The 23,216-nt window shown below is 67.9% G+C and carries 22 protein-coding genes; 6 read left to right on the plus strand and 16 right to left on the minus strand.

Going from position 1 to position 23,216, the window contains the following annotated elements:
* Positions 1-8 precede the first annotated feature (8 nt).
* Positions 9-2,255: a glycosyltransferase family protein gene (locus ABD848_RS16485; RefSeq protein ID WP_344972885.1), complete on the plus strand. Its 2,247-nt coding sequence runs from the start codon at positions 9-11 to the stop codon at positions 2,253-2,255.
* Positions 2,256-2,653: 398 nt separating this feature from the next.
* Positions 2,654-3,139 (plus strand): STAS domain-containing protein, encoded by a 486-nt coding sequence (locus ABD848_RS16490; RefSeq protein WP_344972890.1) that lies wholly within the window; start codon positions 2,654-2,656, stop codon positions 3,137-3,139.
* A 27-nt stretch (positions 3,140-3,166) separates the two neighbouring features.
* On the opposite strand, the gene ABD848_RS16495 is transcribed toward ABD848_RS16490, so the two are convergent.
* The 4 genes from ABD848_RS16495 to ABD848_RS16510 form a co-directional block, all read right to left on the minus strand.
* A complete protein-coding gene (locus tag ABD848_RS16495) occupies positions 3,167-3,877 on the minus strand; it encodes a M50 family metallopeptidase (protein ID WP_344972892.1) in 711 nt (236 codons plus the stop codon).
* Between the two features lie 166 nt (positions 3,878-4,043).
* Positions 4,044-4,973 carry a DUF4097 family beta strand repeat-containing protein gene (locus tag ABD848_RS16500; protein ID WP_344972895.1) on the minus strand — a complete coding sequence of 310 codons (930 nt, stop codon included), beginning with the start codon at positions 4,971-4,973 and terminating at the stop codon, positions 4,044-4,046.
* A gap of 30 nt (positions 4,974-5,003) precedes the next feature.
* On the minus strand, positions 5,004-5,669 hold the full coding sequence (locus ABD848_RS16505; protein ID WP_344972973.1) for a response regulator transcription factor: 666 nt from the start codon (positions 5,667-5,669) through the stop codon (positions 5,004-5,006).
* 2 nt (positions 5,670-5,671) lie between these two features.
* Positions 5,672-7,042: a sensor histidine kinase gene (locus tag ABD848_RS16510; RefSeq protein ID WP_344972897.1), complete on the minus strand. Its 1,371-nt coding sequence runs from the start codon at positions 7,040-7,042 to the stop codon at positions 5,672-5,674.
* A 229-nt stretch (positions 7,043-7,271) separates the two neighbouring features.
* Here ABD848_RS16510 and ABD848_RS16515 point away from each other — a divergent pair, with 229 nt between their 5' ends.
* From ABD848_RS16515 to ABD848_RS16530, 4 genes are all read left to right on the plus strand, one after another.
* Positions 7,272-7,682: a TOBE domain-containing protein gene (locus ABD848_RS16515; protein ID WP_344972899.1), complete on the plus strand. Its 411-nt coding sequence runs from the start codon at positions 7,272-7,274 to the stop codon at positions 7,680-7,682.
* A 378-nt stretch (positions 7,683-8,060) separates the two neighbouring features.
* Complete coding sequence (gene modA / locus ABD848_RS16520; protein WP_344972901.1) at positions 8,061-8,891, plus strand: molybdate ABC transporter substrate-binding protein; 831 nt, start codon at positions 8,061-8,063, stop codon at positions 8,889-8,891.
* A gap of 292 nt (positions 8,892-9,183) precedes the next feature.
* The gene (locus ABD848_RS16525) at positions 9,184-9,969 is read left to right on the plus strand and encodes an ABC transporter permease (RefSeq protein WP_344972903.1); all 786 of its coding nucleotides are present in this window, start codon (positions 9,184-9,186) and stop codon (positions 9,967-9,969) included.
* The gene (locus ABD848_RS16530) at positions 9,966-11,039 is read left to right on the plus strand and encodes an ABC transporter ATP-binding protein (RefSeq protein WP_344972905.1); all 1,074 of its coding nucleotides are present in this window, start codon (positions 9,966-9,968) and stop codon (positions 11,037-11,039) included. The genes ABD848_RS16525 and ABD848_RS16530 overlap by 4 nt, the downstream gene beginning before the upstream one ends.
* Positions 11,040-11,634: 595 nt before the next feature.
* Here ABD848_RS16530 and ABD848_RS16535 read toward each other — a convergent pair.
* From ABD848_RS16535 to ABD848_RS16590, 12 genes are all read right to left on the minus strand, one after another.
* The gene (locus tag ABD848_RS16535; protein ID WP_344972907.1) at positions 11,635-12,618 is read right to left on the minus strand and encodes an NUDIX hydrolase; all 984 of its coding nucleotides are present in this window, start codon (positions 12,616-12,618) and stop codon (positions 11,635-11,637) included.
* Complete coding sequence (locus ABD848_RS16540; RefSeq protein ID WP_344972909.1) at positions 12,611-14,698, minus strand: RNA degradosome polyphosphate kinase; 2,088 nt, start codon at positions 14,696-14,698, stop codon at positions 12,611-12,613. Before ABD848_RS16540 ends, ABD848_RS16535 begins: the two co-directional genes overlap by 8 nt.
* A gap of 188 nt (positions 14,699-14,886) precedes the next feature.
* The gene (locus tag ABD848_RS16545) at positions 14,887-15,558 is read right to left on the minus strand and encodes a GOLPH3/VPS74 family protein (RefSeq protein ID WP_344972911.1); all 672 of its coding nucleotides are present in this window, start codon (positions 15,556-15,558) and stop codon (positions 14,887-14,889) included.
* Between the two features lie 86 nt (positions 15,559-15,644).
* Positions 15,645-16,577 carry a CPBP family intramembrane glutamic endopeptidase gene (locus ABD848_RS16550; RefSeq protein ID WP_344972913.1) on the minus strand — a complete coding sequence of 311 codons (933 nt, stop codon included), beginning with the start codon at positions 16,575-16,577 and terminating at the stop codon, positions 15,645-15,647.
* A gap of 122 nt (positions 16,578-16,699) precedes the next feature.
* Positions 16,700-17,602, minus strand: a complete 903-nt coding sequence (locus ABD848_RS16555; RefSeq protein ID WP_344972915.1) for a CPBP family intramembrane glutamic endopeptidase — start codon at positions 17,600-17,602, stop codon at positions 16,700-16,702.
* A gap of 84 nt (positions 17,603-17,686) precedes the next feature.
* Entirely contained in the window at positions 17,687-18,154 is a 468-nt protein-coding gene (locus ABD848_RS16560; RefSeq protein ID WP_344972917.1) for a flavodoxin family protein, read from the minus strand.
* 94 nt (positions 18,155-18,248) lie between these two features.
* Complete coding sequence (ehuA, locus tag ABD848_RS16565) at positions 18,249-19,070, minus strand: ectoine/hydroxyectoine ABC transporter ATP-binding protein EhuA (protein WP_344972919.1); 822 nt, start codon at positions 19,068-19,070, stop codon at positions 18,249-18,251.
* Complete coding sequence (gene ehuD / locus ABD848_RS16570) at positions 19,057-19,704, minus strand: ectoine/hydroxyectoine ABC transporter permease subunit EhuD (RefSeq protein ID WP_344972921.1); 648 nt, start codon at positions 19,702-19,704, stop codon at positions 19,057-19,059. The genes ehuA and ehuD overlap by 14 nt, the downstream gene beginning before the upstream one ends.
* Positions 19,701-20,441, minus strand: a complete 741-nt coding sequence (gene ehuC / locus ABD848_RS16575) for an ectoine/hydroxyectoine ABC transporter permease subunit EhuC (RefSeq protein WP_344972977.1) — start codon at positions 20,439-20,441, stop codon at positions 19,701-19,703. The genes ehuD and ehuC overlap by 4 nt, the downstream gene beginning before the upstream one ends.
* A gap of 70 nt (positions 20,442-20,511) precedes the next feature.
* Positions 20,512-21,420, minus strand: a complete 909-nt coding sequence (gene ehuB, locus ABD848_RS16580) for an ectoine/hydroxyectoine ABC transporter substrate-binding protein EhuB (RefSeq protein WP_344972923.1) — start codon at positions 21,418-21,420, stop codon at positions 20,512-20,514.
* A gap of 365 nt (positions 21,421-21,785) precedes the next feature.
* A complete protein-coding gene (gene thpD, locus ABD848_RS16585; RefSeq protein WP_344972925.1) occupies positions 21,786-22,697 on the minus strand; it encodes an ectoine hydroxylase in 912 nt (303 codons plus the stop codon).
* 81 nt (positions 22,698-22,778) lie between these two features.
* On the minus strand, positions 22,779-23,183 hold the full coding sequence (locus tag ABD848_RS16590; protein ID WP_344972927.1) for an ectoine synthase: 405 nt from the start codon (positions 23,181-23,183) through the stop codon (positions 22,779-22,781).
* Positions 23,184-23,216 lie beyond the last annotated feature (33 nt).

The following is a 23,216-nucleotide window of genomic DNA, read 5'->3' on the forward strand; positions in this document are numbered from 1 at the left end:
GGCCGCGGATGAAGCGGAACCACCGGCGTGTCACCACACTCATCGCAGCCCTGCTCAGTGTGCTCGTGGGGCTGCTCAGCCTGGGCGCGGCGCCGGCCGGCGCCGCGCCGCCTGAACGTGCGAGCGGCCCAGTCGTGCTCGTGGGGGTGCCCGGGCTGGTGTGGGAGGAGATCACTCCCACGACCACCCCCCACCTGTGGGCGCTGGCCCACAACAGCGCGATCGGCACGATGTCGATCCGCACCGCGACCTCGCGCACCTGCCCGGTGGACGGCTGGTTGAGTGTCTCCGCCGGCCAGCGCGCCGCCAGCGAGCGCCAAACCTATTCCATCTGCGAACTTCCGCGGCTGCCCGAACAGCGCGGCATGGGCGCTGTGGTGCCGGACTACCCCGAGCACGTGGCCTTCAACACCGGCTCGGAGTTCGACGCGCAGGTGGGGCTGCTCGGCGAGGCGGTTCAGCGATCCGGGGGCACCACACTGGCCGTCGGGCCCGGTGCGGCGCTGGCCGCGGCCAACCGGAACGGGCGCGTGGACCACTACCTCACCAACGTCGACCAACTGCGCCGCGAACACTGGGAGCAGGCCAGCCTGGCCGTCATCGACCTGGACGACCTCGCCGACCTCTACCTTGAACTGCCGCCCCACCCCGACCAGACGGTGGACGAGGAGTCCTCGATCGATAACCGCTCCGAACCGGAGCCCGCACCCGTGGACGCCGCCGATCGGGTGGAGCGGCTGGCCGCGATCGACCGGCAGATCGGTGTCGTGCGCACCACCCTGCCCGACGACGCGCCCCTCATGGTGGCCGGGGTGTCCGTGGAGGCCGGAGACTCCCAGCTCAACGCGGCACTATTGCACGGTACCGGCCCTGACGGCACCACCTACGACGGCGGCTACCTCACCTCGGAGTCCACGCGCCGCCCCGGCCTGGTGACGCTCACCGACATCACGCCCACACTGCTGCGTGCGCTGGAGTTGCCAAGCCTGCCGGAGGCGGTGGGGCGGGCCTGGATGGTCGCCGACCGGCCGGCCGACTTCGACACGGCGCTACAGCGGCTCATCCGGTTCAACACAGCCGCCAAGGTCGTGGAATCGCTGATGGCCGGATTCTTCAGTGGCCTGGTCGCCATCCAGTTGTTGATTTATGCCGCCGCGGCCTACACCCTCAAGCGTTACGGCGACCGCGACCGCAAGAAACGCCATGTGGTGCTGTCGGTGACCCGTGTGGTCGCGTTGGGGGGAGCGGCGTTCCCGGTGTCGAGCTATCTGGCCAACCTCATCCCGTGGTGGTCGGCGCCGATGCCGCACCTGGCGCTGTTGGGGTGTGTGCTGCTGGCCGACGCGCTCGTGGTGGGGGCAGCTATGGCAGGTCCGTGGCGGCGGGACATGCTCGCCCCCAGCACGATCGTGGCCGCTATCACCACAGGGGTGCTGTTCGTCGACATGTGCACCGGCGCGCATCTGCAAATGAACTCGCCCACCGGCTACACCCCCATCGTGGGCGGGCGCTACTACGGGCTGGGCAACATCGCCTTCGCGACGTTTGCCACCGGAACGCTCATGACCATAGCCGGCCTGGCCCACGTGCTGCTGGAGCGGGGCCGGCGCACCTGGGCGGTCGTGGCGGCGCTGCTGATCGGCGGAGCCACCCTGCTGGTCATCGGCTGGCCCGGGCTGGGCACCGACTTCGGCGGGGTGATCGCCCTCGTGCCGGGCCTGGCGGTGACCGTGCTGATGATCGCGGGGCTGCGTATCACGATGACGCGGCTGCTCGGGGTCGTCGGCGCGGCCATAGTCCTCCTGGGCACGCTGTCCTACATGGACTACCTGCGCCCCCCTAACGAGCGCAGCCACTTCGGACTGTTCGTCGAGCAGGTCGTCAGCGGCGAAGCGTGGACGATCGTCTTCCGTAAGCTCAACGCGATGCTGGGCACGCTGGGCAACTGGCAGTTGACCTTGCTTTCGGCGTGTGCGCTGCTGTTCCTGTTCGCGGTGTTGAACAAGCCGACCGACTGGCGCATGGGGGCGCTACAGCGCGCCTACGAGTACGCTCCGACCCTACGCGCGGGGTTGACGGGATCGCTGGTGACGGCGCTGGCCGGGTTCGCAGCCAACGATTCCGGGATCGCGATCCCGGCTTTGGCCCTGACGGTCGCGGTCCCGCTGACCCTGGCGGCGTGCGCATGGGTGCTGCGCCGCGAGGGCCCCAGCGTTGGACACAACCGCCAGCCGGTTGATAGATCGGCGACATAGGAGACACAGCCGACTGAACGCCCGAATGTGACCGCTGTCTCCCCAACCGGCACAGGAGGTGTCTATTATCACTCCCCGATTAACGCGCTGCTCACGGCTGAGGCGTCACGATGGATAAGGTCACGAGCAGCATGTGAGCGATCGCAGGTCACAAATCGATGGATTCCAGTGTGATAGCCTCTCAGAGGCTTGCCTGGGACATGAATGCCTGGACAAGCAGCGGGCGCGTAGTTAAGCCGCACATCCGTCCACCTCGGTTACTCGCGCCGGGGTCGGTGCCCCAGCCGCCCACGCCGAATTTCCACGACCCCTGGCACGCGACGTTCACTTTGTACATGTCCAGCGTCTCACCGCTGGCATGAGGGGTAGCACGAAGGATGAAACAGCACTTTCGCCACATGAACGCGCCGACGAGCGCGTTGAACAGCGGAACCAAGGTCGGTATCCATCTCGGGCACGACCGAGCCGCCATGCATTCCGGCCGGGCAACGGCATCGGCGAATAACCCCGGAGCGAGCATGCCCGCCTTGCAGATCAACCATCGCAGCCATGAGGACGGCACCGTCCTCGTCCTGAACGGGGAGATCGACATCTCCACCGAGGACGAGTTCCACCGGGCCGTCATCGATGCTGCCAGGGAGTGCAAGCACGGCCGTGTCGTGCTCGACTGCGCCAACCTGGCCTTCATCGACTCCAGTGGGCTGCGGGTGCTCATCCAGTCCAACAAGGCCGGCAAGGAGCACGACAGTCGGCTGCTCATCGCCGCACCGTCGGAGCGGGTGGCCCAGATCCTGCGGGTCACCGGAATCGACACTCGGATTCCCGTCTTCCCGACGGTCGAGGCGGCCCTCAATGCCCCCGTAGAAACCACGGGCACCGGCTGAGTCGGCTGCCGTTTTCCCTCCCGGCGGCTAGAACAGCAGCAGCCACACGCCGGCCCCCAGCGTCGCCAGGTTGACCACGCCGAACAGGACGACCCACAGAGTGCCGGGTACGCCGGTCAGCCGGTCGAGCTGGTCGGCGTCGGAGTGCGGCGAGGGCTGGCGGCTGCGTTGCACCTGAAGCTCAAACACCGGACGCACCCCTGCCAGCAGAAGGAACCAGGTGAACAGGTAGGCGAACACCGCCTGCACCTCGGCGGGGGTGAACCACGAGATCAAAAACACCACTGCCCCGGTTCCCACCACGGAGACCACCCCGTAGACGTTGCGGATCAGCAGCAGCATGGCGGTCAACACCAGGATGCTGATCCACAATAGGGCGGTGATGCGGTCCTGCAACAGCAGCAGAATGCCCACGAGCCCCACAAGCGAGGGCGTGACGTAGCCGGCGGCGACCGTGAGAATCATGCCGATGCCAGACGTGCGACCTCGGGAGACGGTGACCCCGGAGGTGTCGGAGTGCAGCCGGATACCGGTGAGTTGCCTGCCGCTGAGGAGCGCCACGAGCGCGTGCCCGCCCTCGTGGGCGATCGTCACCACGTTGCGGGCCACCCGCCAAGGGCCGCGCGCCACCACGACGACCAGGGCCACCACACCGGTAGCGATGACGAGCCACTGCGGTGGCGCGGTCTGGGTCGAGAAGACGTCCTGCCACACCTGTGCGAATGACGTTGCTTCCATGGTCGCGCTCCGTCCCGGCCTTGGTTTGCTCCCACGCGCGCCAACGACTGACCCGCTAGCCGCTAGCACTGTAAGCGATAGGGCGACATATCCAGACACGGCGCCGGTGCACGCGGGGGACGGCCCCGAGGCGACCGCTCCCCGCCACGGGAGCCCCAGAAGCGGGCTAATCCGCCTCGATGGTGACCTCGCCCGTGGTCGTAGTGGCGTCGATGCTGGCTGCTGCGGCGGCGTCGGTACTGACGTCGACCTCGCGGTCGCCGCTGGTGGAGTCGCCGGTGACGTGGTAAGCCCCTTCGGGAACCTCGATCTCAAGATCCCCGGTGCCGGTGTTGGCCGTGATGTTGTCGAAGGTCTCGCCGGTCTCGATGGTGGCCTCCCCCGTGGAGGTCTGGAGTTCGACCTCGGTGAAACCGCCGCCGATGGCGATATCGCCGGTGGAGGTGCGCACGTCGAAACGGTCGGCGGTGAAGTCGGCCAAGTCGACCGAACCGGTGGATGAGGTGACCGTGGCGCTTTCGCCCGAGCCCGACGCCTCGACCTCGCCGGTACTGGTCTCCAGATCCAACGCTGCGGTGACCTCCTCGAACCGCAACTCCCCGGTACTGCTGGCGGCGGTGATGTCGCCGCGCACCGATGTGACGGTGATGTCGCCGGTGGAGGTTCGGGCGTCGATGGCGATGTCGGCGTCGGCGGGGACCCGGATCTCGTAGTCGATGGCGCAGCTACTTCCGAGGAAGAGCCACCCTCCGGTGCAGGTGGCCTCGGCACGCAGGGTGCCGCCGTCGGCGGCGAGGCTCTCCTCGGGCGTGGCCGTAACGGCCCGTTGCAACTCCCGCTGCACGGTGACGGCGCCGTCATCGGTGCCGGTGACGGTGACCTCGCCCACGGTGGCGTTGTCGATGACGATTTCGTGCACCCCCTCGAAGGAGTCGTTCCTGCCCTCGACGGCGACCGGGATCGCGCCGAGCGCGTTGACGCCCCCCAGGAGCACCGCCAAAACAGCGACGGCGGCGCCGAAAGCGAGCCAGCCGTAGCGGCGCCGGCGGGGGATCTTGCTCGATGTGGCGTAGAGCCCGCGACTGGTGAAGGTCATGCTCGTTTCCTCTCATGGGCGCAGGGGCTGTCAGGAGGCGGTGTCGTCGCCACAGCCGCGCAGGTAGCGCAGGACCGCGCGCACTCGCCGGTGGTCGTGGTCGTCGTGGCCCAGGTCGAGCTTGGTGAAAATGGCCCTGATGTGCTTTTCCACAGCGCGCTCGGTGATGACCAGCCGCGCGGCGATGCCGGCGTTGTTCAGCCCTTCGGCCATCGCGGCCAGCACCTCGCCTTCACGGGGGCTGAGCAGGTCCAGCGCACTGTGATCGGTACGGCTCAGCAACTGCGCAACCACCTCCGGGTCGATTGCCGTGCCACCGTCGGCGACGCGCCGTACGGTGACCATGAATTCGTCGATGTCGGCCACCCGGTCCTTGAGCAGGTAACCGACCCTCGTCGCGCCGCCGCCGAGCAGTTCGGCGGCGTAGCGGCCCACCACGTGCTGCGACAGCAACAGGACGGCGACACCGGGGTAATCGCGGCGGATGTCGATCGCGGCGTGCATCCCCTCTTCGGAGTAGGTGGGCGGCATCCTGATGTCGACGAGACACAGGTCCACGTCGCCGTGCTTGTCCAAGGCGGCCGTGAGCTCGTCGGCGTCGCCGACAGCGGCGACGATCTCCATGCCCTCGTCCTCAAGGAGCTTGGCCATGCCGCTGCGCAGCAGTACCGAGTCCTCAGCGATGATCACGCGCACGGTCATGCCTCCCAGGGGATGTCGGCAGTGAGGACCGTGCCCCCGCCGGCTGGACTGTCGACGACGAGCGTGCCGTCGACGGCGTTGACCCGGTCCCACAGGCCGTACAGGCCCGTTCCGGTCTCGGGGTCGGCTCCGCCCACCCCGTCGTCGGTGACGACGACGCGCAGCAAATCGCCGCGGCGGCGCGCAACGCGCTCGCAACGCACCCGCACCGTTGTGGCCTGGGCGTGTTTGGCGATGTTGGTCAGGGCCTCGCAGGAGACGTAGTAGGCGATGCCCTCCGCCCGGCTGGAGGGACGTTTGGGCAGGTCGACGTCGACCCACACCGGCACTGGGCAGCGCCCGGCGGCCACCGGCAGGGCGGCGGACAGCCCATGGTCGCTCAGGACCCGCGGGTGCAGCCCGCGGGCGACCTCGCGCAACTCCGCCATGACGGCCTTAGCCTCCTCCTGAGCCTCGACGAGCAGCGCACGCGCCTGCTCCGGGGAGCGGTCGAACTTGGCACGCGCCCGGGTCAGCGTCATAGTGACGGCGAGCAGGCGCTGCTGGGCACCGTCGTGGAGATCGCGCTCGATGCGGCGACGTTCGGCCTCGGCGGCGTCGACCATGCGCAGCCGGGTGTCCTGTAGGTGCACGAGGCGGTGACGCACCCGCTTGTCCGGAGGGTCGAACAGCAGGCGCCGCGCTAGCGCGATTTCCGGGCGCGCCAGGGTGGGCGCTGACCAGATCCCGAGGGCCAGCAGGAGTGGGGCGGGCGCGGCCAGCACCAGCGGCATTGCGAGGTTGGCGATGGAGGTGAGCGACAGGGTGCCGGCCATACTCCCCAGCAGCACATAGCCCACGGCGAGGACGGTGCCCACCGCGGTACCGATTCCGTAGGCGACCAGCGCGAAGGCGAGCAGTCCGACAGTGCAGCCCACCAGGCCGACGAGGGTACAGGCGAGCAGGGCCGTCCACGCCTCTCGGCCGAAGAGGTAGGCCACCGCGGCGGCTACGGCCCCCCGATCCTCGCGCGAGGCGGTCAGGCTGGTTTCCCTGATCCCGAACATGGCCGCAAGCCGCCGCTTCTGCAACCAGCAGCACAACCGGGCGAGCAGGAGGCTCAACGGCAGCACCAGCAGCGCGACGGTGGCCGCGAGCAGGCCCGGCAGCGACCACTGTCCGGTGAGCGCGTCGTAGACCTCGGTGGAGTACTGGTTGACGCCGGCGAACAACAGCACGGCGGGCAGCAGGTACAGCGGCGCCAAGGCGAACGTGGTGAGCAGGTGCAGCAGCGCGAAGACGCGCCGCTGCCACGGACGGAGGGCCGGCTCGTCGGGAGTGCCGGGCGCCGCGGCGGCGTCGGGAACAGCCGCCGGCGCTTCACCCATGTCTGCTCTCCTCCCCCGTGGTATGGCTTCCTGTTCAACCTAGGACGCTGCGGCCCGCGGAGCCATGGCGACACCACACCAGTTCGGGGTAGTGCTGTCCCTACCGCTACTCCCGAGGCGGCCGAGCACGGCCGTGGATTCGCGGATGCGAATAGTTTTGCGATCATCACTGGCACCTGCGGATGATATTTCTATTTTCGCTGGCAATTGCGATGTGTATGGTGTTTCCATGACGAATTTCCGCATCAGCGAGGTCGCCGAACTGATCGGGGTCAGCGGCGACACCGTACGGCGGTGGATCGACTCCGGACGGCTGGCCGCCAAACGCGATGAGCAAGGGTGGCGGATCGTGGCGGGCACCGACCTTGCGGAATTCATGCGTTCCGGCACCGGCCACAACCCCGGACTGAACCTATCCTCGGCGCGCAACCGGTTCCGCGGCCTGGTCACCGACGTGACCCGCGACGGCGTCATGGCACAGGTAGAGCTACAGGTGGGCTCCCAGCGTGTGGTGTCGCTGATGAGCCGGGAGGCCGCCGACGATCTGGGGCTGGAGGTAGGCCGCGTGGCCACGGCCCTCGTCAAGTCGACCAATGTCATCGTGGAAGCCGCCGGCTCGTCGGGGAGCCCGCATGCCTAGGTTCTGTTTTTTTGAACGGGCAGCGAGGGGCAGTCGGTGGGCGCACACGGGTGAGCGCATCCACTGTCGTCCCCAAGTTGGCGAAAACGCGCAGCGATCGAGGCACGAGCCACCGAAGAACACCCCACAGCCCCCACACCCAGACGTCGGCACCACAGAACCCAGCCGACACCGGCCCGAACCAGCCTGGCGATGCCGGTGAGGGGCGCGCCACAAGACCACGGAGCTGTCCGCATGGCTGCCACGGTCCCGGCGGGGAGCCGGGTCAGCGAGAAAACCGCGGGGGTGAAGCGCAGCGGCCCACCATGGTCGCCACCGGCCGGCACCTCCACGACGCCCGGCCGGTCGCGACCAGCCACGGCTCGAAAGCCAGGAGTCATGACAGCACAGCACGCTTTTCCCACCTCGGTTCCCGGTCCGGCCGCCCCATCGAGCCCTGCCCGGCCGCGCGAACCCTCGCGCACCGTCGCCGCCCTGGCCACAACACTGCTGCTGGCCACCACCGCCTGCGGACCGGTGACCGACGAGAGCAGGCAGGAGAAGCTGACCGTGTTCGCCGCCGCCTCTCTCACGGGCGCGTTCAGCGACCTCGAACGGCGGTTCGAGGATGAGCGCCCCGGTGTCGACGTCGAACTCAACTTCGCCGGCAGCTCCGACCTGGCCGCCCAGATCGAGCAGGGCGCGCCCGCCGACGTCTTCGCCTCAGCCGACACCCACACCATGGACCTAGTCACCCAATCCGGACGCGCGGCAGGTGACCCCCAGATCTTCGCACGCAACACGCTGCAAATCGCGGTGCCGCCCGACAACCCCGCCGGGGTCGACGAGTTGGCTGACCTGGCCCGCGAAGGCACAACCGTCGCCCTGTGCGCCGAGAACGTGCCCTGCGGAGCGGCGTCGCAGACGGTGATGGCGAAGGCCGAACTCGATGTTGCGCCCGCTTCCTGGGAAAGAGACGTCAAAGCTGCCCTGACCAAGGTCGAACTGGGCGAGGTCGACGCGGCACTGGTCTACCGCACCGACGTCATCGCCGCCGGCGACCAGGTGAAAGGTATCGACGTCCCCGAGGCGACGACGGCGGTCAACGACTACCCGATCGTGGTGCTCAGCGACACTGCCCGCCCCGAGCTCGCCCAAGCGTGGCTCGACACGGTCACCTCCCCGGCGGGCAGCGAGCTCCTCACCGACGCGGGGTTCCAGACGCCGTGAGCCCGCTGTCCTTCGCCGCCACGCCCACCACTACGGCGACACGCCCCGACCTCCCGCAGCCTCCGCGCAGCGACCGCCCAGCGCCGCCACCTTGCCACTGGGCGGCGGCCACGGCCGCTCTCGTCGCCCGGCAGGTCGACGCGGCTATAGCCGCTGTCTGGCCACGGCGTGGCCAGACAGCAGCGCCGCTGGCCGGCCCCCTCCCCGGAGGTGGCCGGTGAACGACGACGGCCGGGCGGCAACGCGGTCCCTCACCCGCGATGGCCGCCCCCGACGGCAACGGAGCCCGCGCGTGGCCACCGGGCGCCCGCCCTGGCCGCTGCTGCTGCCCGCCCTGATCGGGCTGGTGTTCCTCGTTCTGCCGTTCGCGGGACTGCTGATCCGCGCACCCTGGCCGACCCTGGGGGCCCGGCTCATGACGCCGCAGGTCATGGATGCCCTCCGGCTGTCCCTGACGACCGCGACCGTGGCCACAGCGCTCTCGGTGGGGTTCGGTGTGCCCTTGGCGTGGCTGCTGGCCCGTGTCGCCTTCCCGGGGCGGCGCGTGGTGCGCGCGCTGGTGACTATCCCGCTGGTGCTGCCACCCGTGGTGGGCGGGGTCGCTTTGCTGTTGGTGCTCGGGCGCACCGGCGTGGTCGGCCAGTACCTCTACGCCTGGACGGGGTACTCGCTACCGTTCACCACCGCGGCGGTGGTGGTGGCCCAGACGTTCGTGGCGATGCCGTTCCTCGTGGTCAGCGTGGAAGGGGCGCTGCGCGGCGCCGACCGCCGCTACGAGGAGGCCGCAGCCACACTCGGGGCCTCGCGCACCACGATCTTCCGCCGGGTCACGCTGCCCATGGTGGGCCCCGGGATCGTCGCGGGCGCCGTACTGTGCTGGTCGCGCGCCCTGGGCGAGTTCGGCGCGACAATCATGTTCGCCGGCAACTTCCCCGGCCGCACCCAGACCATGCCGCTGGCGGTTTACCTGGCCATGCAGGACAGTCCCGATGCCGCGATCGTGCTGAGCCTGGTGCTGCTGGTGGTGTCCCTGCTGATCCTGGTAACCCTCCGGGACCGGTGGGTGAGCCCGGGATGACCGATTCCACGCCCCCCACCCCCAGCCCGCCGGCCCTGGCGGCCCGGCTCCTGGTCCGCCGCGGCGCCTTCCGGCTCGGCCTCGACCTGACCGTAGCCCCCGGCGAAGTCGTGGCCCTGCTGGGCCCCAACGGGGCCGGCAAGTCCACGGCGCTGCGCGCACTCGCCGGCCTCACCCCCATCGTGGACGGCCACATCCACCTCGACGGCACCGACGTGACCACGGCACCGGTCGAACGCCGCCCGATCGGGATGGTCTTCCAGGACTACCTCCTGTTCGCGCACCTGAGCGCGCTGGAAAACGTGGCGTTCGGCCCCCGCTGCCAAGGAGTGCGCCGGCGCGAGGCCCGCGCCCGGGCCGCGGAGCTGCTGGAGCGCGTGGGGCTGGCCAACTACGCAGCGGCCCGACCGCGGTCGCTGTCGGGAGGCCAGGCCCAGCGGGTGGCGCTGGCGCGGGCGCTGGCCGTAGCGCCACGGCTGTTGCTGCTCGACGAGCCACTGGCCGCCTTGGATGCCCACACCCGTGTCACGGTGCGCTCCGAGCTGCGCCGCCACCTCGCCGGGTTCGGCGGAGCGACCGTGCTGGTCACCCACGATCCACTGGACGCGATGGTGCTCGCCGACCGGGTGACGGTGGTCGAAGACGGTTCCGTAGTGCAGGACGGCCCGCCCGCCGATATCGCCCGATGGCCCCGCACCGACTACGTCGCCCGCCTGGTCGGGCTCAACCTGTACCGGGGAACGGCGTCGGGGACGCACGTGGCGCTGGCCCAGGCAGCGGTCCCCCGCATCGTCACCGCGAGCGCGCACAGCGGCGAGGTGTTCGTGGCGTTTCCCCCCAGCGCCGTGGCCCTGTTCCGGGAACCGCCGGAGGGCACCCCGCGCAACATGTGGCCGGTCACCGTCGAGGGCATCGACCGGTTGGGAGATCAGGTGCGGGTGCACCTGCGCGGCGAGGTGGCGCTCAGCGCCGACATCACTCCCGCCGGGCTGGCCGAGTTGGGCGCCGACGTCGGCGACCGGGTGTGGGCCGCGGTCAAGGCCGCAGAGGTGGCCTGCTACCCCGCCTAGGTTCTGTTGTTCGGGCGGCTGGGGTGTGGGGGCTGTGGGGGGTGTTCTTCGTTCGCTCGTGCCTCGATCGCTGCGCGATCTCGGCAGCTTGAAGGGGCGCTGTGGCTGGGGGTGAGCGGAAACGATGGACAGCCCAGGGGTGAGGAAACGTCGCTGCCGCACGGGATGTCGCGGTCGCGCGCGATGATGCTGCGCCCCAGGACCCGCTTCACGGGCCCCGCTGCGGCACGCTCCCGCATGACCCAAAACGCTCCCACCACGACGGCCCCACTGCGGCGGGGGATACGGCGGTAGGCGGCGATCCCTGTCAGGGTGGTGGCCGAGGGCCCCACAAGGCGTTGAGCCGCCACACCCACCCCCGCCACAGCCCCCTCATGCGGTATCCGCCCCACCTCGACCCCAGCCCACCTCAGGCTGCCGAGATCGCGCAGCGATCGAGGCACGAACGACGGGAAACCCCCCATACTCTCCTCAGGCCAGCACCACCACACCCCGCCGCAACCCCCCGCTCCGGGGGCTTATCGGGGACCATTGGACACACGACGGCCCCATATCCTCAACCTGAATCGTTCAGGCGGAAAAAAGGGGGCGTGACTCACTCGCTGGCTCGGTGCCGCTCGATCGCGGCCAGCGACCCGTTCTCCACCGAGACGTGCAGCACCCAGAATGTGCCTTTGCGGAGGGTGAGCTGCTGCGATACGGGGGAGCCGAGCTTGTCCAGCGCCGCACGCATGAGGTCGGCGATCAACTCGCCGTGGGTGCACACGATGGTGGGACGGCGCTCGCCGACTAGGGACACGAATTCCGCTTGGGCGCCGGCTCGGTCGAAGGACTCGGGACCGGCGTCCAGCGCGCCCACCGTGAACAACCGCTCCGTGCGCACCTCGGCGTCGTTGCTGACGGCGTAGGGCAGCACCGTCTCCGAACAGCGCGCCGCGGCCGAGGTGACCACCCGGGGCACCGCGTAGACGGCGAGCACGTCGGCCAAGGCCAGCGCGTCAGCGCGCCCCGTCTCGTCGAGGGGGCGCAGCAGGTCGTTGTCGGGCCAGTTCTGTTTCTCGCCGGCCGAGGTATGGCGCAGGAGGATGATGGGAGCCGTGCGGGCCGGCCCGGCGACGAAGTTGTCGAGGACCTGCACGTCGTGGTCATAGGTGAGGCGTTGCCGGGCCTCGATCAGGCCCACCCACTCCAGGGCGTCGACCTCCTCGTTGGGGGTGAAGGAGGACTGTCCCCGCGCCGGGGTGGCGGCCCACCATTCGACCTGCTTGGGCCAGCCGTCCTTGAGGTAGCGCTGTGGCGGGAGCCGCCGCCCCAGGAACGGCCGTACCCCTGTTTCCTCTGTCACCTCGCGCACAGAGGCGGTCAACATGTGCTCGCCTTTGCGCAGTTTGCCCTTGGGCAGCGTCCAGTCGTCACGGTCCGGGCGGTGGATCAGCGCGACCTCGATCTCGGTGTCGATCTCGCGCCACAGCACCGCCCCGCCGGCGCGTATGGGCTCCATGTAGCCGCCCGGCGCGGTTGCCTGGTTGGGGAAGGCGCTGGTGACGGTGACCGGTCGCCCGTCCGCGTATTCAGGCATCGACGACCCGTAGATGCCGATCTCCCCGTAACGTGTTCTGCAAGTCCAACAGCGGCGTCCCCGCGGCGTCGTGGGTGAATCGGGTCCAGTTCCCGTCGGGGTCCATGTGCCACGACGACGTGCTGTCGGCCATCGCCAGATCCATCATTCCCACCAGTCGCATCCGTTGTCCGGCGTCGACGACCCGGATCAGGGCCTCGACCCGACGGTCGAGATTACGCGGCATAAGGTCGGCGCTACCGATGTAGACCTGCGGCTCTCCACCGTTTTCAAAGATGAAGACCCGCGAGTGCTCCAGGAACCGGCCGAGGATACTGCGCACCCGAATCGTCTCGGAGAGCTCGGGGATGCCGGGGCGCAGCACACAACTGCCCCGCACCCACAGGTCGATGGGCACCCCCACGCGCGAGGCGTCGTAGAGCGCGTCGATGATCTCCTCGTCGACCAAGGAGTTCACCTTGATCCGGATACGGGCCGGCTTGCCCTGGAGGTGGTTGTTCATCTCGTGCTGGATTTGGCGCATGAGCGCCTGGCGCAGCCCGTGCGGCGCCACCAGGAGTCGACGGTAGTGCTTCTTGCGGGAGACGCCGGTGAGGTGGTTGAACAGGTCACTGAGATCCTCGCCGACCTCGCGTTCGGCGCTGAACAGGCCCATGTCCTCGTAGCCCTTGGCCGTCTTGGGGTTGTAGTTTCCGGTGCCGACGTGGCAGTAGCGGCGCAAGTCGCCGTCTTCCTCTTGGCGGACGACAAGAGCGAGCTTGCAATGGGTCTTCAGACCCACGACCCCGTAGACGACGTGGCAGCCGGCGTCCTCAAGCTTGCGGCTCCACTGGATATTGTTGCGCTCGTCGAAGCGCGCCTTGATCTCGACCAGCGCCACGACCTCCTTGCCGGCGCGGGCCGCCTCGATGAGCGACTCCACGATGGGAGAGTCCCCGCTGGTGCGGTAGAGGGTCTGCTTGATCGCCACCACCTTGGGATCGGTGGCCGCCTGGGCGATGAACCGCTCCGTGGTCGTGGCGAACGACTCGTAGGGGTGCTGGACGAGGAGCTCTCGCTCGCGCAGCGTGGCGAAGAAATCCTCCTGGGTCAGCGAGCGCGGCTCCACCGGCACCATGGGGGAGTACTTCAGTTCCGGCCGGTCAAGGTCGGCGATCTGGTCCAGGCCCGCCAGGTTGAGGGGACCGGGAACCCGGTAGATCTCCTCCTCCTCGGCGCCCAGCTCCTCTCTGAGGATCTCCAGCACCGACTCCGAGATCGTCTCCTCGACCTCCAACCGCACGAGCGGCCCGAACCTTCGGCGCAGCAGCTCGTTCTCCAGCGACTGCACGAGGTCGTCGGTCTCGTCTTCGTCGACTTCGAGGTCGGCGTTGCGGGTAACCCGGAAGGCGTGGTGCTCCAGGATCTCCATGCCCTCGAACAACTGGGGCAGGTGCGCCGAAATGACGTCTTCCACCGGGACGAAGCGGTCCTCGCCCAGGTCGATGAAACGCGACAGCACCGAAGGCACCTTGATCCGGGCGAACATGCGCCGGCCCGTGTGGGGGTCGCGGACGGTGACGGCGAGGTTGAGGGAGCGCCCCGAGATGTAGGGGAAGGGGTGGGCGGGGTCGACGGCGAAGGGGGTGAGGACGGGGTAGATGGAGCGGCGGAAGAACCGCTGCATGTGTTGGCGCTCGGCCTCGCTCAGCTCGTTCCAGCGCACAATGCGGATGCCGGCCTTGACCAGACTGGGCGAAACCGACTCGTGGAAGCACTGGGCGTGGCGCAGCATCAGCTCGTGGGTGACCTCCGCGATGCGTTCCAGCAGGGCACGCGGATGGTGACCGCTCGGCGAGGAGAGGGCGACCCCGGTGGCCAGGCGACGTTTGAGACCGGCCACGCGCACCATGAAGAACTCATCGAGGTTACTGGCGAAGATGGCGAGGAAGCGGGTCCGCTCAAGGAGGGGGATGTCCGTGTCCTCCGCGAGTTCCAGCACGCGCTGGTTGAACCGCAGCCACCCTTCCTCCCGGTCCAGGAATCTATCCCCGGGCAGGCCGTCACCGGTTTGTGGTTTATGAACCGATTCCACGCTCACAGTCAGCAGAGTCCCCCATATCCATGAACGTCGGCGAACGCCGGAGTAGCTCCCATATGACTACTTCACCGTGGTCTATACCCTTCTATCCTTATCGGAACGAGCAGAGAAGTCGATAAATTTCTCACAAGCCGCACCAGCTACCGCTGGAAACACACCATAACCTGCGATAATGGCGAGCCGTTTCATCACGCGCCGCTCCCCGCGGCAGCGGCGCCACCCGCCGTGGCGGCAGCGGCGGCCATCTCGATGGATTGGATGACCTCGCGCACCGCCGAACCGATCCGGTCGTCGCGGAGAACCGCCTTCGTCATCTGGCGACGTTGCGCGCGGGGGAGATCGGGGAAGAGCTTGCCGTCGAGGTGCACCGCGCTGATCAACGCCAACAGCGCGACTCCACGCGAGTTGGGGGTCAACTCGCCGGTGAGCATCCCGCGCTGCTCGGCTACCAACTGCTCGCGACGGTCGACAGCCACCGGCCGATACCGGCGCACCGGGAAGATCCCCAGCACGGTTGAGGAACCGGACCGCAGCAGTCCGCCGGCCACAGCGCGTTGCAGCAACCGGTTGCGCAGCCGACCCGACTGCAACCGCTGCACCCAGTCCTTGGTTTTGCGTCGGCGCGACGGGGCGGCCATTTGGTGGAGGACAGGATCGAGATCAGAGTCACCGGTGTCTGGGTGGGAGGGCTCCACCACCAGGTGCTTCCCTTCGATCGTAATCCGTTGCAGCAGAGCCAACTCGGCTAGGAGCGCTCCGGCCAGACCGCAGGTGAGCCGCGTCGCGTCGGTCAGGGGGCGACCGGTATCAGGTGCGTGGGCGACAAGCAGCAGGTCTTCAGCGATGAGTGGATCGGTCATGGCGCTGGGCGGTCTCCTCTCAGCCACGGGGAAAGTCAGACGACCATATCCGTTGGTTCTGTTGACCATTACCCGTTATGGCGGGCTTAACCCGGGGCGCCGCCCACAGTCAGCTCGGGGTAGATCGCCAGCACACTCACCCCGGCGTGGAACAGGAAGTTGACCCAGATGTTGCGGTAGCGCGACCACAGGTAGCCGTACAGCAGCCCCGCCGCCCCTTGCACTGCCACCGCCATAGCCACCGCCAGCAGCGGCCCGGCCGGCGGTTCAGCAGCGATGAGGCTGGCCAGCGCGTACAACAGCGAGGTGACCACGATCGCCGACCAGCGCCCCAACAGCAGCTCCAGCCGCGTTTGCAGCAGGGCACGGAAGAAGAACTCCTCCAGCAGCGCGGCCGTAGCCAACACGAGCAGCACCTCCAGCAGTGCCGCATAGTCCTCGGGAAGCCGGTCCCGCGCGGGTACCGCCATGGCCCACGGGGCGAAGAAATGCAGGTAGAAGTAGGCAGCGAAGGCGACCAGACCGGCCCAGCGCCACACGTCGGTGACGGAGGTGACCAGCTCCATCAGGTCGGCGCCGCCCGTTCCCCGCCGCAGCAGGCCGCTACTGCCCACGAACACCACCGGCACGATGAGCAGTAACACAACCTTGGCCGTGAAGTAGGCCAAGACGGCCACTTTGGGATCGACCAGCGCCAATAACTGGCTGAGCATCCAGTAGAGCGGGTATACGCCGGCCAGACAGCCCAACAGCACCACCATCTCGCGCCTGACGTCGTGGCCGGCGATGGCAGTGCGCACCCGGCTCATGAGCACAGCGTCAGGCGCCCGCCACGGCAGCAGCCGCACACACGCCGCACTGACGGCGACGAGCAGCCACAACGTCCAGATCGGGTTACTCACCCGGCCCTGTGCCTGGGTGACGACGGTGTGGTCGGTGACATAGAGGTAGCCGCCCGCCGCGACGAACACCACCGCCCCGACAAGCAGGATGGTCCGGCGCGCCCCTTGCCCGAGCATCTCCCCACCCCTTTGTGGCCGGATCGCTGCCGCGACCCCTCGGTGCCGCGCGTGGCCCCGCCACCCCGCCTGCCGCTTTCCGTGCTCTTCCCCACGAAACCGCTGGTCACAAGCAAAAGCAATCATCCAGGCGGATGCTGGAGCGGAATAGTGATGAGAGCGATTACGCAGGAGCGGAGGATGATGTTGAGCCATATATTGCGGTAGCACGACCACAAGTAGCCGTAGAACACCCCCCAGACTCCATAGGTGGCGATCGCGCGCAACAGGTCGCCGTGGAGCAGCGTCGCCTCCCCGCGCACCACATCCACATCGGTACCCATGGCCGCATAGGTCGCAGCGAAGAACAGCGACGTCAGGAGGACGGCGCTCCACCGGCCCACCAGAATCTCCAGGCGCGTCTGTGCCATCCCCCGGAAGAAGATCTCCTCGGGGACGCTGATGGTGACGACAATGCCGAGCAGGCCGACCGGGAGGGCTCGATCGGCGATCATCGTGGCCAGGTCGACCGCCGAAGCGAGGAGGACCACACCGACCAGCACCGCGATCAGCCCCAGCCAGCGCCACGGCTCGGTTACCGCCATGGCGATACGCGGGATCGTCGGACGGTCCCCCGCCCGCCCGACCTGGGCCCAGTCGACGAGGAGCAAGGGGATGAAGAGCAGGAACAGCAGCCGCACCGCTGGCGCGGCGAGGTTGGCCATGTTGCCGTAGAGCAGGCCCAGCAGCCCGGAAAGACCGATCATCCCCAAGATGAAGCCGGCCAGGCAGAAGGCGAGATAACCTAACTCCCGCTCGACGGAGTGGGGGGCCATAGCGTGGCGCACCCGCGCTTCCAGCTCGGCGCTGCGAGCCGGCGGGGTGATCAGCGACAGCAGGAGCAGCCCCACCCCCACCGGCAACCACACGGTGAACGGCACAGGGGGCAACGGAGCCAAGCCAGTGGTCAGCAGCGCATACCCGGTCACCGCGAGGGCGAGCGCGAATACGGCCAGCCCACCCCACAGGATTGTCTTTCTCGCCACATCCACTTCCCGCTCCCCGAGATCAGCCTCCAGTCTGCCCCGAAAGAAACCCAATGGATGTAAACGATTACGGTATGTCGCGATTCATGTTCCCTGGGCCCGTTCGGCAGCGGCGAGCGCGGTCACAGCACCCAACTCCCAGCAGGCCTCGCGCTGCCGGCGGGTGACCTCGCCGGTGACGGTGACCGGCGGACGGTGCCGACGCCACCCCATCCCCGTGGCGATGGACTCCACAGCGCGCACGGCACCAGTGGTGTCGCTGTTGCCGTGGACGTAGAGCGCGTAGGGCAACCCGACGGTGTCGCTCAGGCAGGGGTAGTAGACGGTGTCGAAAAAGTGCTTGAGCGCCCCCGACATGTAGCCGATGTTGGCGGGGGTTCCCAGGATCACCGCGTCGGCGGCGAGCAGATCAACCGGCGTGGCTCCCAGAGCGGCCCGGCTGACCACCTCGACGCCCTCGATCTCGTCGGTGCCCGCCCCCTCCAGAACCGACTCCAGCATGGCCTGGGTGGCAGGTGAGGGAGTGTGGTGAACGATGAGCAAGCGTGCCATACCCCATAGCTAGCAGGCGCGGCCCCGCCCGCCGTGGGCGGGGAGAACGAGGCGCGCCCCTCCTCCCCGCCCGAGGCACGCGGCTCCTCGACGGTCAGGCCTCCACAACGGCCTTGAGAAAGGAGCGAGTCCGATCCTCGCGGGGGTCGTTGAAGATGCGTTCCGGCGTTCCCTCCTCGACAACTTGGCCGTGGTCGAACATCAACACCCGATGCGAGACGTCTTTGGCGAACTGCATCTCGTGGGTGACGCACAGCATCGTGATATCGGTGTTCTCAGCGATCTCGCGCAGCACGTCGAGCACGCCGGAGACCAACTCGGGGTCGAGCGCCGACGTGACCTCGTCGAGCAGCAGGATCTCCGGGCGCATGGCGAGGGCGCGCGCGATCGCGACCCGCTGCTGCTGCCCCCCGGAGAGCTGGGTGGGGTGCTGGTCGATCTTTTCGCCCAGTCCCACCATGTCGAGGAGCTCCTCGGCCCGCTGGTCGGCCTCGTCGCGCGACAGCCCGAGCGCGTGGACCGGCGCCTCGGTCACGTTGCGCCGGACACTCATGTTGGGAAACAGGTTGAACTGTTGAAAGACCATCCCGATCTTGCGCCGAATCCGACGCATGTGCTTCTCCCCGGCGGACATGAGCCGGCCATCCTTGTAGACATGGCTCAACGGCTCGCCGTCGACCCAGATGACGCCGCCGTCGACGCGCTCCAACGTCATCAGCAGCCGCAGGATCGTCGTCTTCCCCGATCCGCTGGGGCCGATCAGGGTGACCCGCTCCCCCGCCGTGACGGCGAAGTCCAGTTCGCGCAGCACCACGTTGTCGCCGTAGCGCTTGACGACCCGGTCGAAGTTGATGAAGGGCCGCCCGGCGGTGCCGGCCTCCGGCGCCATGGCCTCGAAACCGTCAGACTGCTGCATAGCGTCGCTCCAGATAGCGGAAGAGGAGAGCAGAGGGCACGCTGACCAAGACGAAGAACAACCCCACCATGGTCATCGCCTCGAAGTAGCGGAACTGCTGCGAACCCAGCCGCTGGGCCACCGACAGCATCTCCGGCACGGTGATCGCGAACAGCAACGGCGTGTCCTTGAACATCGCGATGAGGTAGTTACCAAGGGCCGGAATCACCTTGCGCACGGCCTGCGGCAGCACGATCGCACCCCAGACCCGGTAGCGGGGCAGGCTCAGTGCTCGGCTGGCCTCCCACTGCCCCCTGGGCACCCCCTCGATCCCGGAGCGGTACACCTCGGCGGTGTAGGCGGCGTAGTGGATTCCGAGCGTGATCACCCCGGTCACCATCGGGCTCAGCACGATCCCGACATCGGGCAGCACGTAAAACGCCAGGAACAACTGCACCAGCAGCGGCGTGGACCGGATGAACTCCATCACCCAGAACACCCCTCGGCCGATACCGGGAAGACGGCGGATCAGGGCCACCGCCAGCCCCGCGGCCAGCGCGAGCAGATAGCCCAGGACGGTGGCCTGAACGGTGTAGCCCACCCCCACCAGCAGCGGCGGCAGGAGGTCGAACGTGAATTGCCAGTCCCACGTCATCGCACACCCCCGACCGCACGGACCTTCGGCGAACGCGGGGAGCGTGGCGAGCGCGGCGGACGCGGTGAGCGCCCTCGGGCCGGGAGCCGACCGAGCTTGCGGTTGGCCCGCCGCTCCAGCACGCGCACGCCCAACTGCAACGTCTGGGCGATAACGAAGTACATCACCAGCGCACTGGCGAAGGCCGCCAGCGTCTGGCCCGAGGCACTGCTCTGCTGGCGGGCCACGAAGGTCAGATCCGAGATCGCAATGAGAGCGACCACGGCGCTGCCCTTCATCAGCTCGATGACGAGGTTGCCGAAGGTCGGCAGCATCTGCGCCCACGCCTGTGGCAGGATGACCAGCCGCATGCGCTGGAACCACCGCAGGTTCAACGCGACGGTGGCCTCGTACTGGGCCTTTGGTACCGCCTTGATCGCGCCCCGCACGTTCTCGGCGCCGTAGGCGCCCACATTGAGCCCCAACGCCAAGATCGCGGCGAACACCGGAGCCAACTGGTAGGGGGTGACGTTGGGCAGCCCGTAGAACAGCCAGAACATCAGCACCAGCGCCGCGACCCCGCGGAAGAACTCCACGTAGACGTTGGCGACCACCCGCCCCACCGGGTTGTCGGTCGAGCCGATGACGCCCACGATCATGGCCAATACGAACGCCAGGGCGCAGCCACCGAGCGTGATCACCAGCGTGTAATAGGCGCCCTCCAGATACAGCGGGAGTCGATCCACGAAGAAGAGCACGATGTCGTACAGATAGCCCGCGATCCCGGCGAGCCAGTCGCTCAACGCCGCCATGTAAGCCCCGCGCCCCTCACGCCCGGCACAACTGTTCGGCGGTGAGGTCGCCGGGAAGCTCGTTCTCGGTGAACCCGAAGGGGCGCAGGATCTCCAACAGCCTGCCGTTGTCCTTGAACTCCGCCAGCTTGTCGTTCACCGCGTCGATCAACTCGGTCTCGCCCCGTTGGAAGGCGAAAGCGCCGGCGTTACTCTGCCGCTGGTCGCCGACGATCGGGATGAACCCCTCGGTGACCTCGAAGTCGCCGCCGCGCTGTTTGAGTAGCCAGCGCAGCGAGATGCTGGTGAGCGCGATCGCGTCGACCCGGCCGGTCTCCAGCAACTCGTAGGCGGATGCCTGGTCCTGGGCCGGCTGAATCCGGTCGGCGGGCACCCCCAACTCTTCGGCGTAGCCCTGCTCGACCGCGCCGTTGAGGACGCACAAGGTGACATCGGAATTGTCGGCGACACTCTGGAAGTCGCTGAGCTGGGCGGGGTTGCCCTCGGGGACCATGAACGCGGTGGTGGCCTGGTACTCGGGGTTGGAGAAGGCGACTTCCTCGCAGCGGTCGGGGGTGATGAACATGCCGGCGGCGACGAAGTCGAACTGGCCGGCGGTCAGCCCGGGGATCAGCCCGTCCCACTGCACCTGGACGCCGCGGACCTCGTCGATGCCCAATTCGGGGAAGATGGCCTTGGCCAGTTCCACCGACTCCCCCGTCAGCTCTCCCTCGTCGTTGGTGTAGCCATAGGGCTGCTCGTTGGCGAAGCCCGCGCTGATATAGCCCTGCTCCCGGAGCCGTTGCAGGGTGCTTTGCCCCCCGTCGCCACCACCACCGCTGCGGGGATCGCCGGAGCGAGTGCACCCGGCCAACCCAACAGCGGCGAGCGCGATCCCGCCCACCGTGAAGAAGTCTCGACGCCGCCACTGACCTCTACTGGTCATCCTTGTCACCTCGTGTTTGCTCGGGGAACCAGGACGGCGCCCGCCCGATAAGGGGAGGCGCCGTGGGATGCGGGCGGGTTGGCCGGAGGCCGGCAGAGATAGAGATGTCGTGGGGAACAGCCGCCTCCGAGAACCAACCGGGTTCCGGGTAACCGGAACGTCTGACACTTGGGAACATGCGTGCCCAAGATCGTCTATGAGTAACGAAGTAGTACCTGATCGTTACAGAAGCCGGCATAACAAAAGCCGGTGACCGGGGCCGCACGGGTGCCCCAGTCACCGGCAGTTGCCTCACGCGCGGTTCGCGGGGCCGGCACCGGCCCCGCATGGGATCGTTGCGCCCTTCGCGTCAGGGCAGCAGGGACCTATCGCACGGGAGTGAAGTCGCGCGCGCCGATGAAGGGCGGGCGCGGCGAAGGCGCGGCAAAGGGCTCCACGCAGGTGTTCTCAACGCTGTTGAAGACGATGAACACGTTGGAGCGCGGGTAGGGCGAGATGTTGCCGCCGGAGCCGTGCATACAGTTGCAGTCGAAGAACAGACCGCCGCCGGCCGGGCCGGTGAGCAGGTCGATGCCGTGCTTGTCGGCCAGGATCGACAGGCTGGCCTGATCGGGTGTGCCGATCTCCTGCTTCTTCAACGACTCCCGGAAGTGCTCTTCGGGCGTCTCACCGACGCACGAGACGTAGGTCTTGTGCGAGCCCGGCATGATCATGAGCGGACCGTTGTAGGGGTAGTTGTCGGTCAGCGCGAGCGAGAGGCTCAGCGCACGAGGCCGAGGCATCCCGTCTTCGGCGTGCCAGGTCTCGAAGTCGGAGTGCCAGTAGAAGTCTCCGCCCCCGAAACCGGGCTTGTAGTTGACACGGCTCTGGTGAATGTAGACGTCAGATCCGAGGAGCTGGCGGGCGCGACCGACGACCCGGGGATCGCGCACCAGGTCAGCGAAGACCTCGCTGATCTTGTGCACCTCGAAGATCGAGCGCACCTCGTTGGAGGAGCGCTCCACAACGGTGCGCTCGTCGCGTTTGAGATCCTCGTCGCCGGCCAGGCGGTCCAGCTCGGCGCGGTACTTCTCAACTTCCTCCGGGGTGACCAGTGACTCGACCTGCAAATAGCCCTTTTCGTCGAAGCTGTCGAGGCTGGACTGGTCCATAGGGCCGTCGGCGGGGGTACCCCACACCACCGGGTCCTTGCGGTACAGCAGCGCAGGCTCGGTGCTCTTGCGGGTCGGGTAGTCGTCCATGGTCGGCTGCTCGAAATCGGTCGTCAACGCAGTCATGCCGATACCCCCTCTAGGGATCTTCTCCTTACGCTGGTAGGCGACTTTTCCGGCGGCGACGGTTATAACCAGTGCTAAGGCTCACTCTTTGGTCGCCGGTTCCTCGACGAGCAGCGGGTAGACCCCGTTCTCGTCGTGTACCTCGCGTCCTGTGACCGGTGGGTTGAACACGCACAGCACGCGAAAGTCGGTCTTGGCGCGAACCGTGTGGTGCTCGTGGCCATCGAGAAGATACAGCGTCCCCGGCGTTATGTGATGGGTCTCACCAGTCTCGTCGTTGGTGATCTCGGCTTCGCCCTCGATGCAGTGCACGAGCTCGACATGGTTGGCGTACCACATGCTGGTCTCGGTACCGGCGTAGAGAACCGTCTCGTGGAAGGAGAAACCGACGCCGTCCCGTGCCAAGACGATCCGGCGGCTCCTCCAGTTGTCGGTCTTGACGTCGGCGTCGGTGCCGTCGATCTCGTCTAGGCTGCGCACGATCACGTCTTGCTGCCCCTCTAGTCGCTGTGTGTGGTG

Origin of the sequence: Salinactinospora qingdaonensis, assembly GCF_039539445.1 — a bacterium.
Lineage (GTDB): Bacteria > Actinomycetota > Actinomycetes > Streptosporangiales > Streptosporangiaceae > Salinactinospora > Salinactinospora qingdaonensis.

Coding starts and splice junctions, on each gene's coding strand:
- ABD848_RS16535 (WP_344972907.1), bottom strand. CDS start 12,618: ATGCCTGAATACGCGGACGGGCGACCGGTCACCGTCACCAGCGCCTTC.
- ABD848_RS16485 (WP_344972885.1), top strand. CDS start 9: ATGAAGCGGAACCACCGGCGTGTCACCACACTCATCGCAGCCCTGCTC.
- ABD848_RS16490 (WP_344972890.1), top strand. CDS start 2,654: ATGAACGCGCCGACGAGCGCGTTGAACAGCGGAACCAAGGTCGGTATC.
- ehuA (WP_344972919.1), bottom strand. CDS start 19,070: ATGCAGCAGTCTGACGGTTTCGAGGCCATGGCGCCGGAGGCCGGCACC.
- thpD (WP_344972925.1), bottom strand. CDS start 22,697: ATGACTGCGTTGACGACCGATTTCGAGCAGCCGACCATGGACGACTAC.
- ABD848_RS16500 (WP_344972895.1), bottom strand. CDS start 4,973: ATGACCTTCACCAGTCGCGGGCTCTACGCCACATCGAGCAAGATCCCC.
- ABD848_RS16560 (WP_344972917.1), bottom strand. CDS start 18,154: ATGGCACGCTTGCTCATCGTTCACCACACTCCCTCACCTGCCACCCAG.
- ehuD (WP_344972921.1), bottom strand. CDS start 19,704: ATGACGTGGGACTGGCAATTCACGTTCGACCTCCTGCCGCCGCTGCTG.
- ABD848_RS16495 (WP_344972892.1), bottom strand. CDS start 3,877: ATGGAAGCAACGTCATTCGCACAGGTGTGGCAGGACGTCTTCTCGACC.
- ABD848_RS16510 (WP_344972897.1), bottom strand. CDS start 7,042: ATGGGTGAAGCGCCGGCGGCTGTTCCCGACGCCGCCGCGGCGCCCGGC.
- modA (WP_344972901.1), top strand. CDS start 8,061: ATGACAGCACAGCACGCTTTTCCCACCTCGGTTCCCGGTCCGGCCGCC.
- ABD848_RS16530 (WP_344972905.1), top strand. CDS start 9,966: ATGACCGATTCCACGCCCCCCACCCCCAGCCCGCCGGCCCTGGCGGCC.
- ABD848_RS16515 (WP_344972899.1), top strand. CDS start 7,272: ATGACGAATTTCCGCATCAGCGAGGTCGCCGAACTGATCGGGGTCAGC.
- ABD848_RS16545 (WP_344972911.1), bottom strand. CDS start 15,558: ATGACCGATCCACTCATCGCTGAAGACCTGCTGCTTGTCGCCCACGCA.
- ehuB (WP_344972923.1), bottom strand. CDS start 21,420: ATGACCAGTAGAGGTCAGTGGCGGCGTCGAGACTTCTTCACGGTGGGC.
- ABD848_RS16550 (WP_344972913.1), bottom strand. CDS start 16,577: ATGCTCGGGCAAGGGGCGCGCCGGACCATCCTGCTTGTCGGGGCGGTG.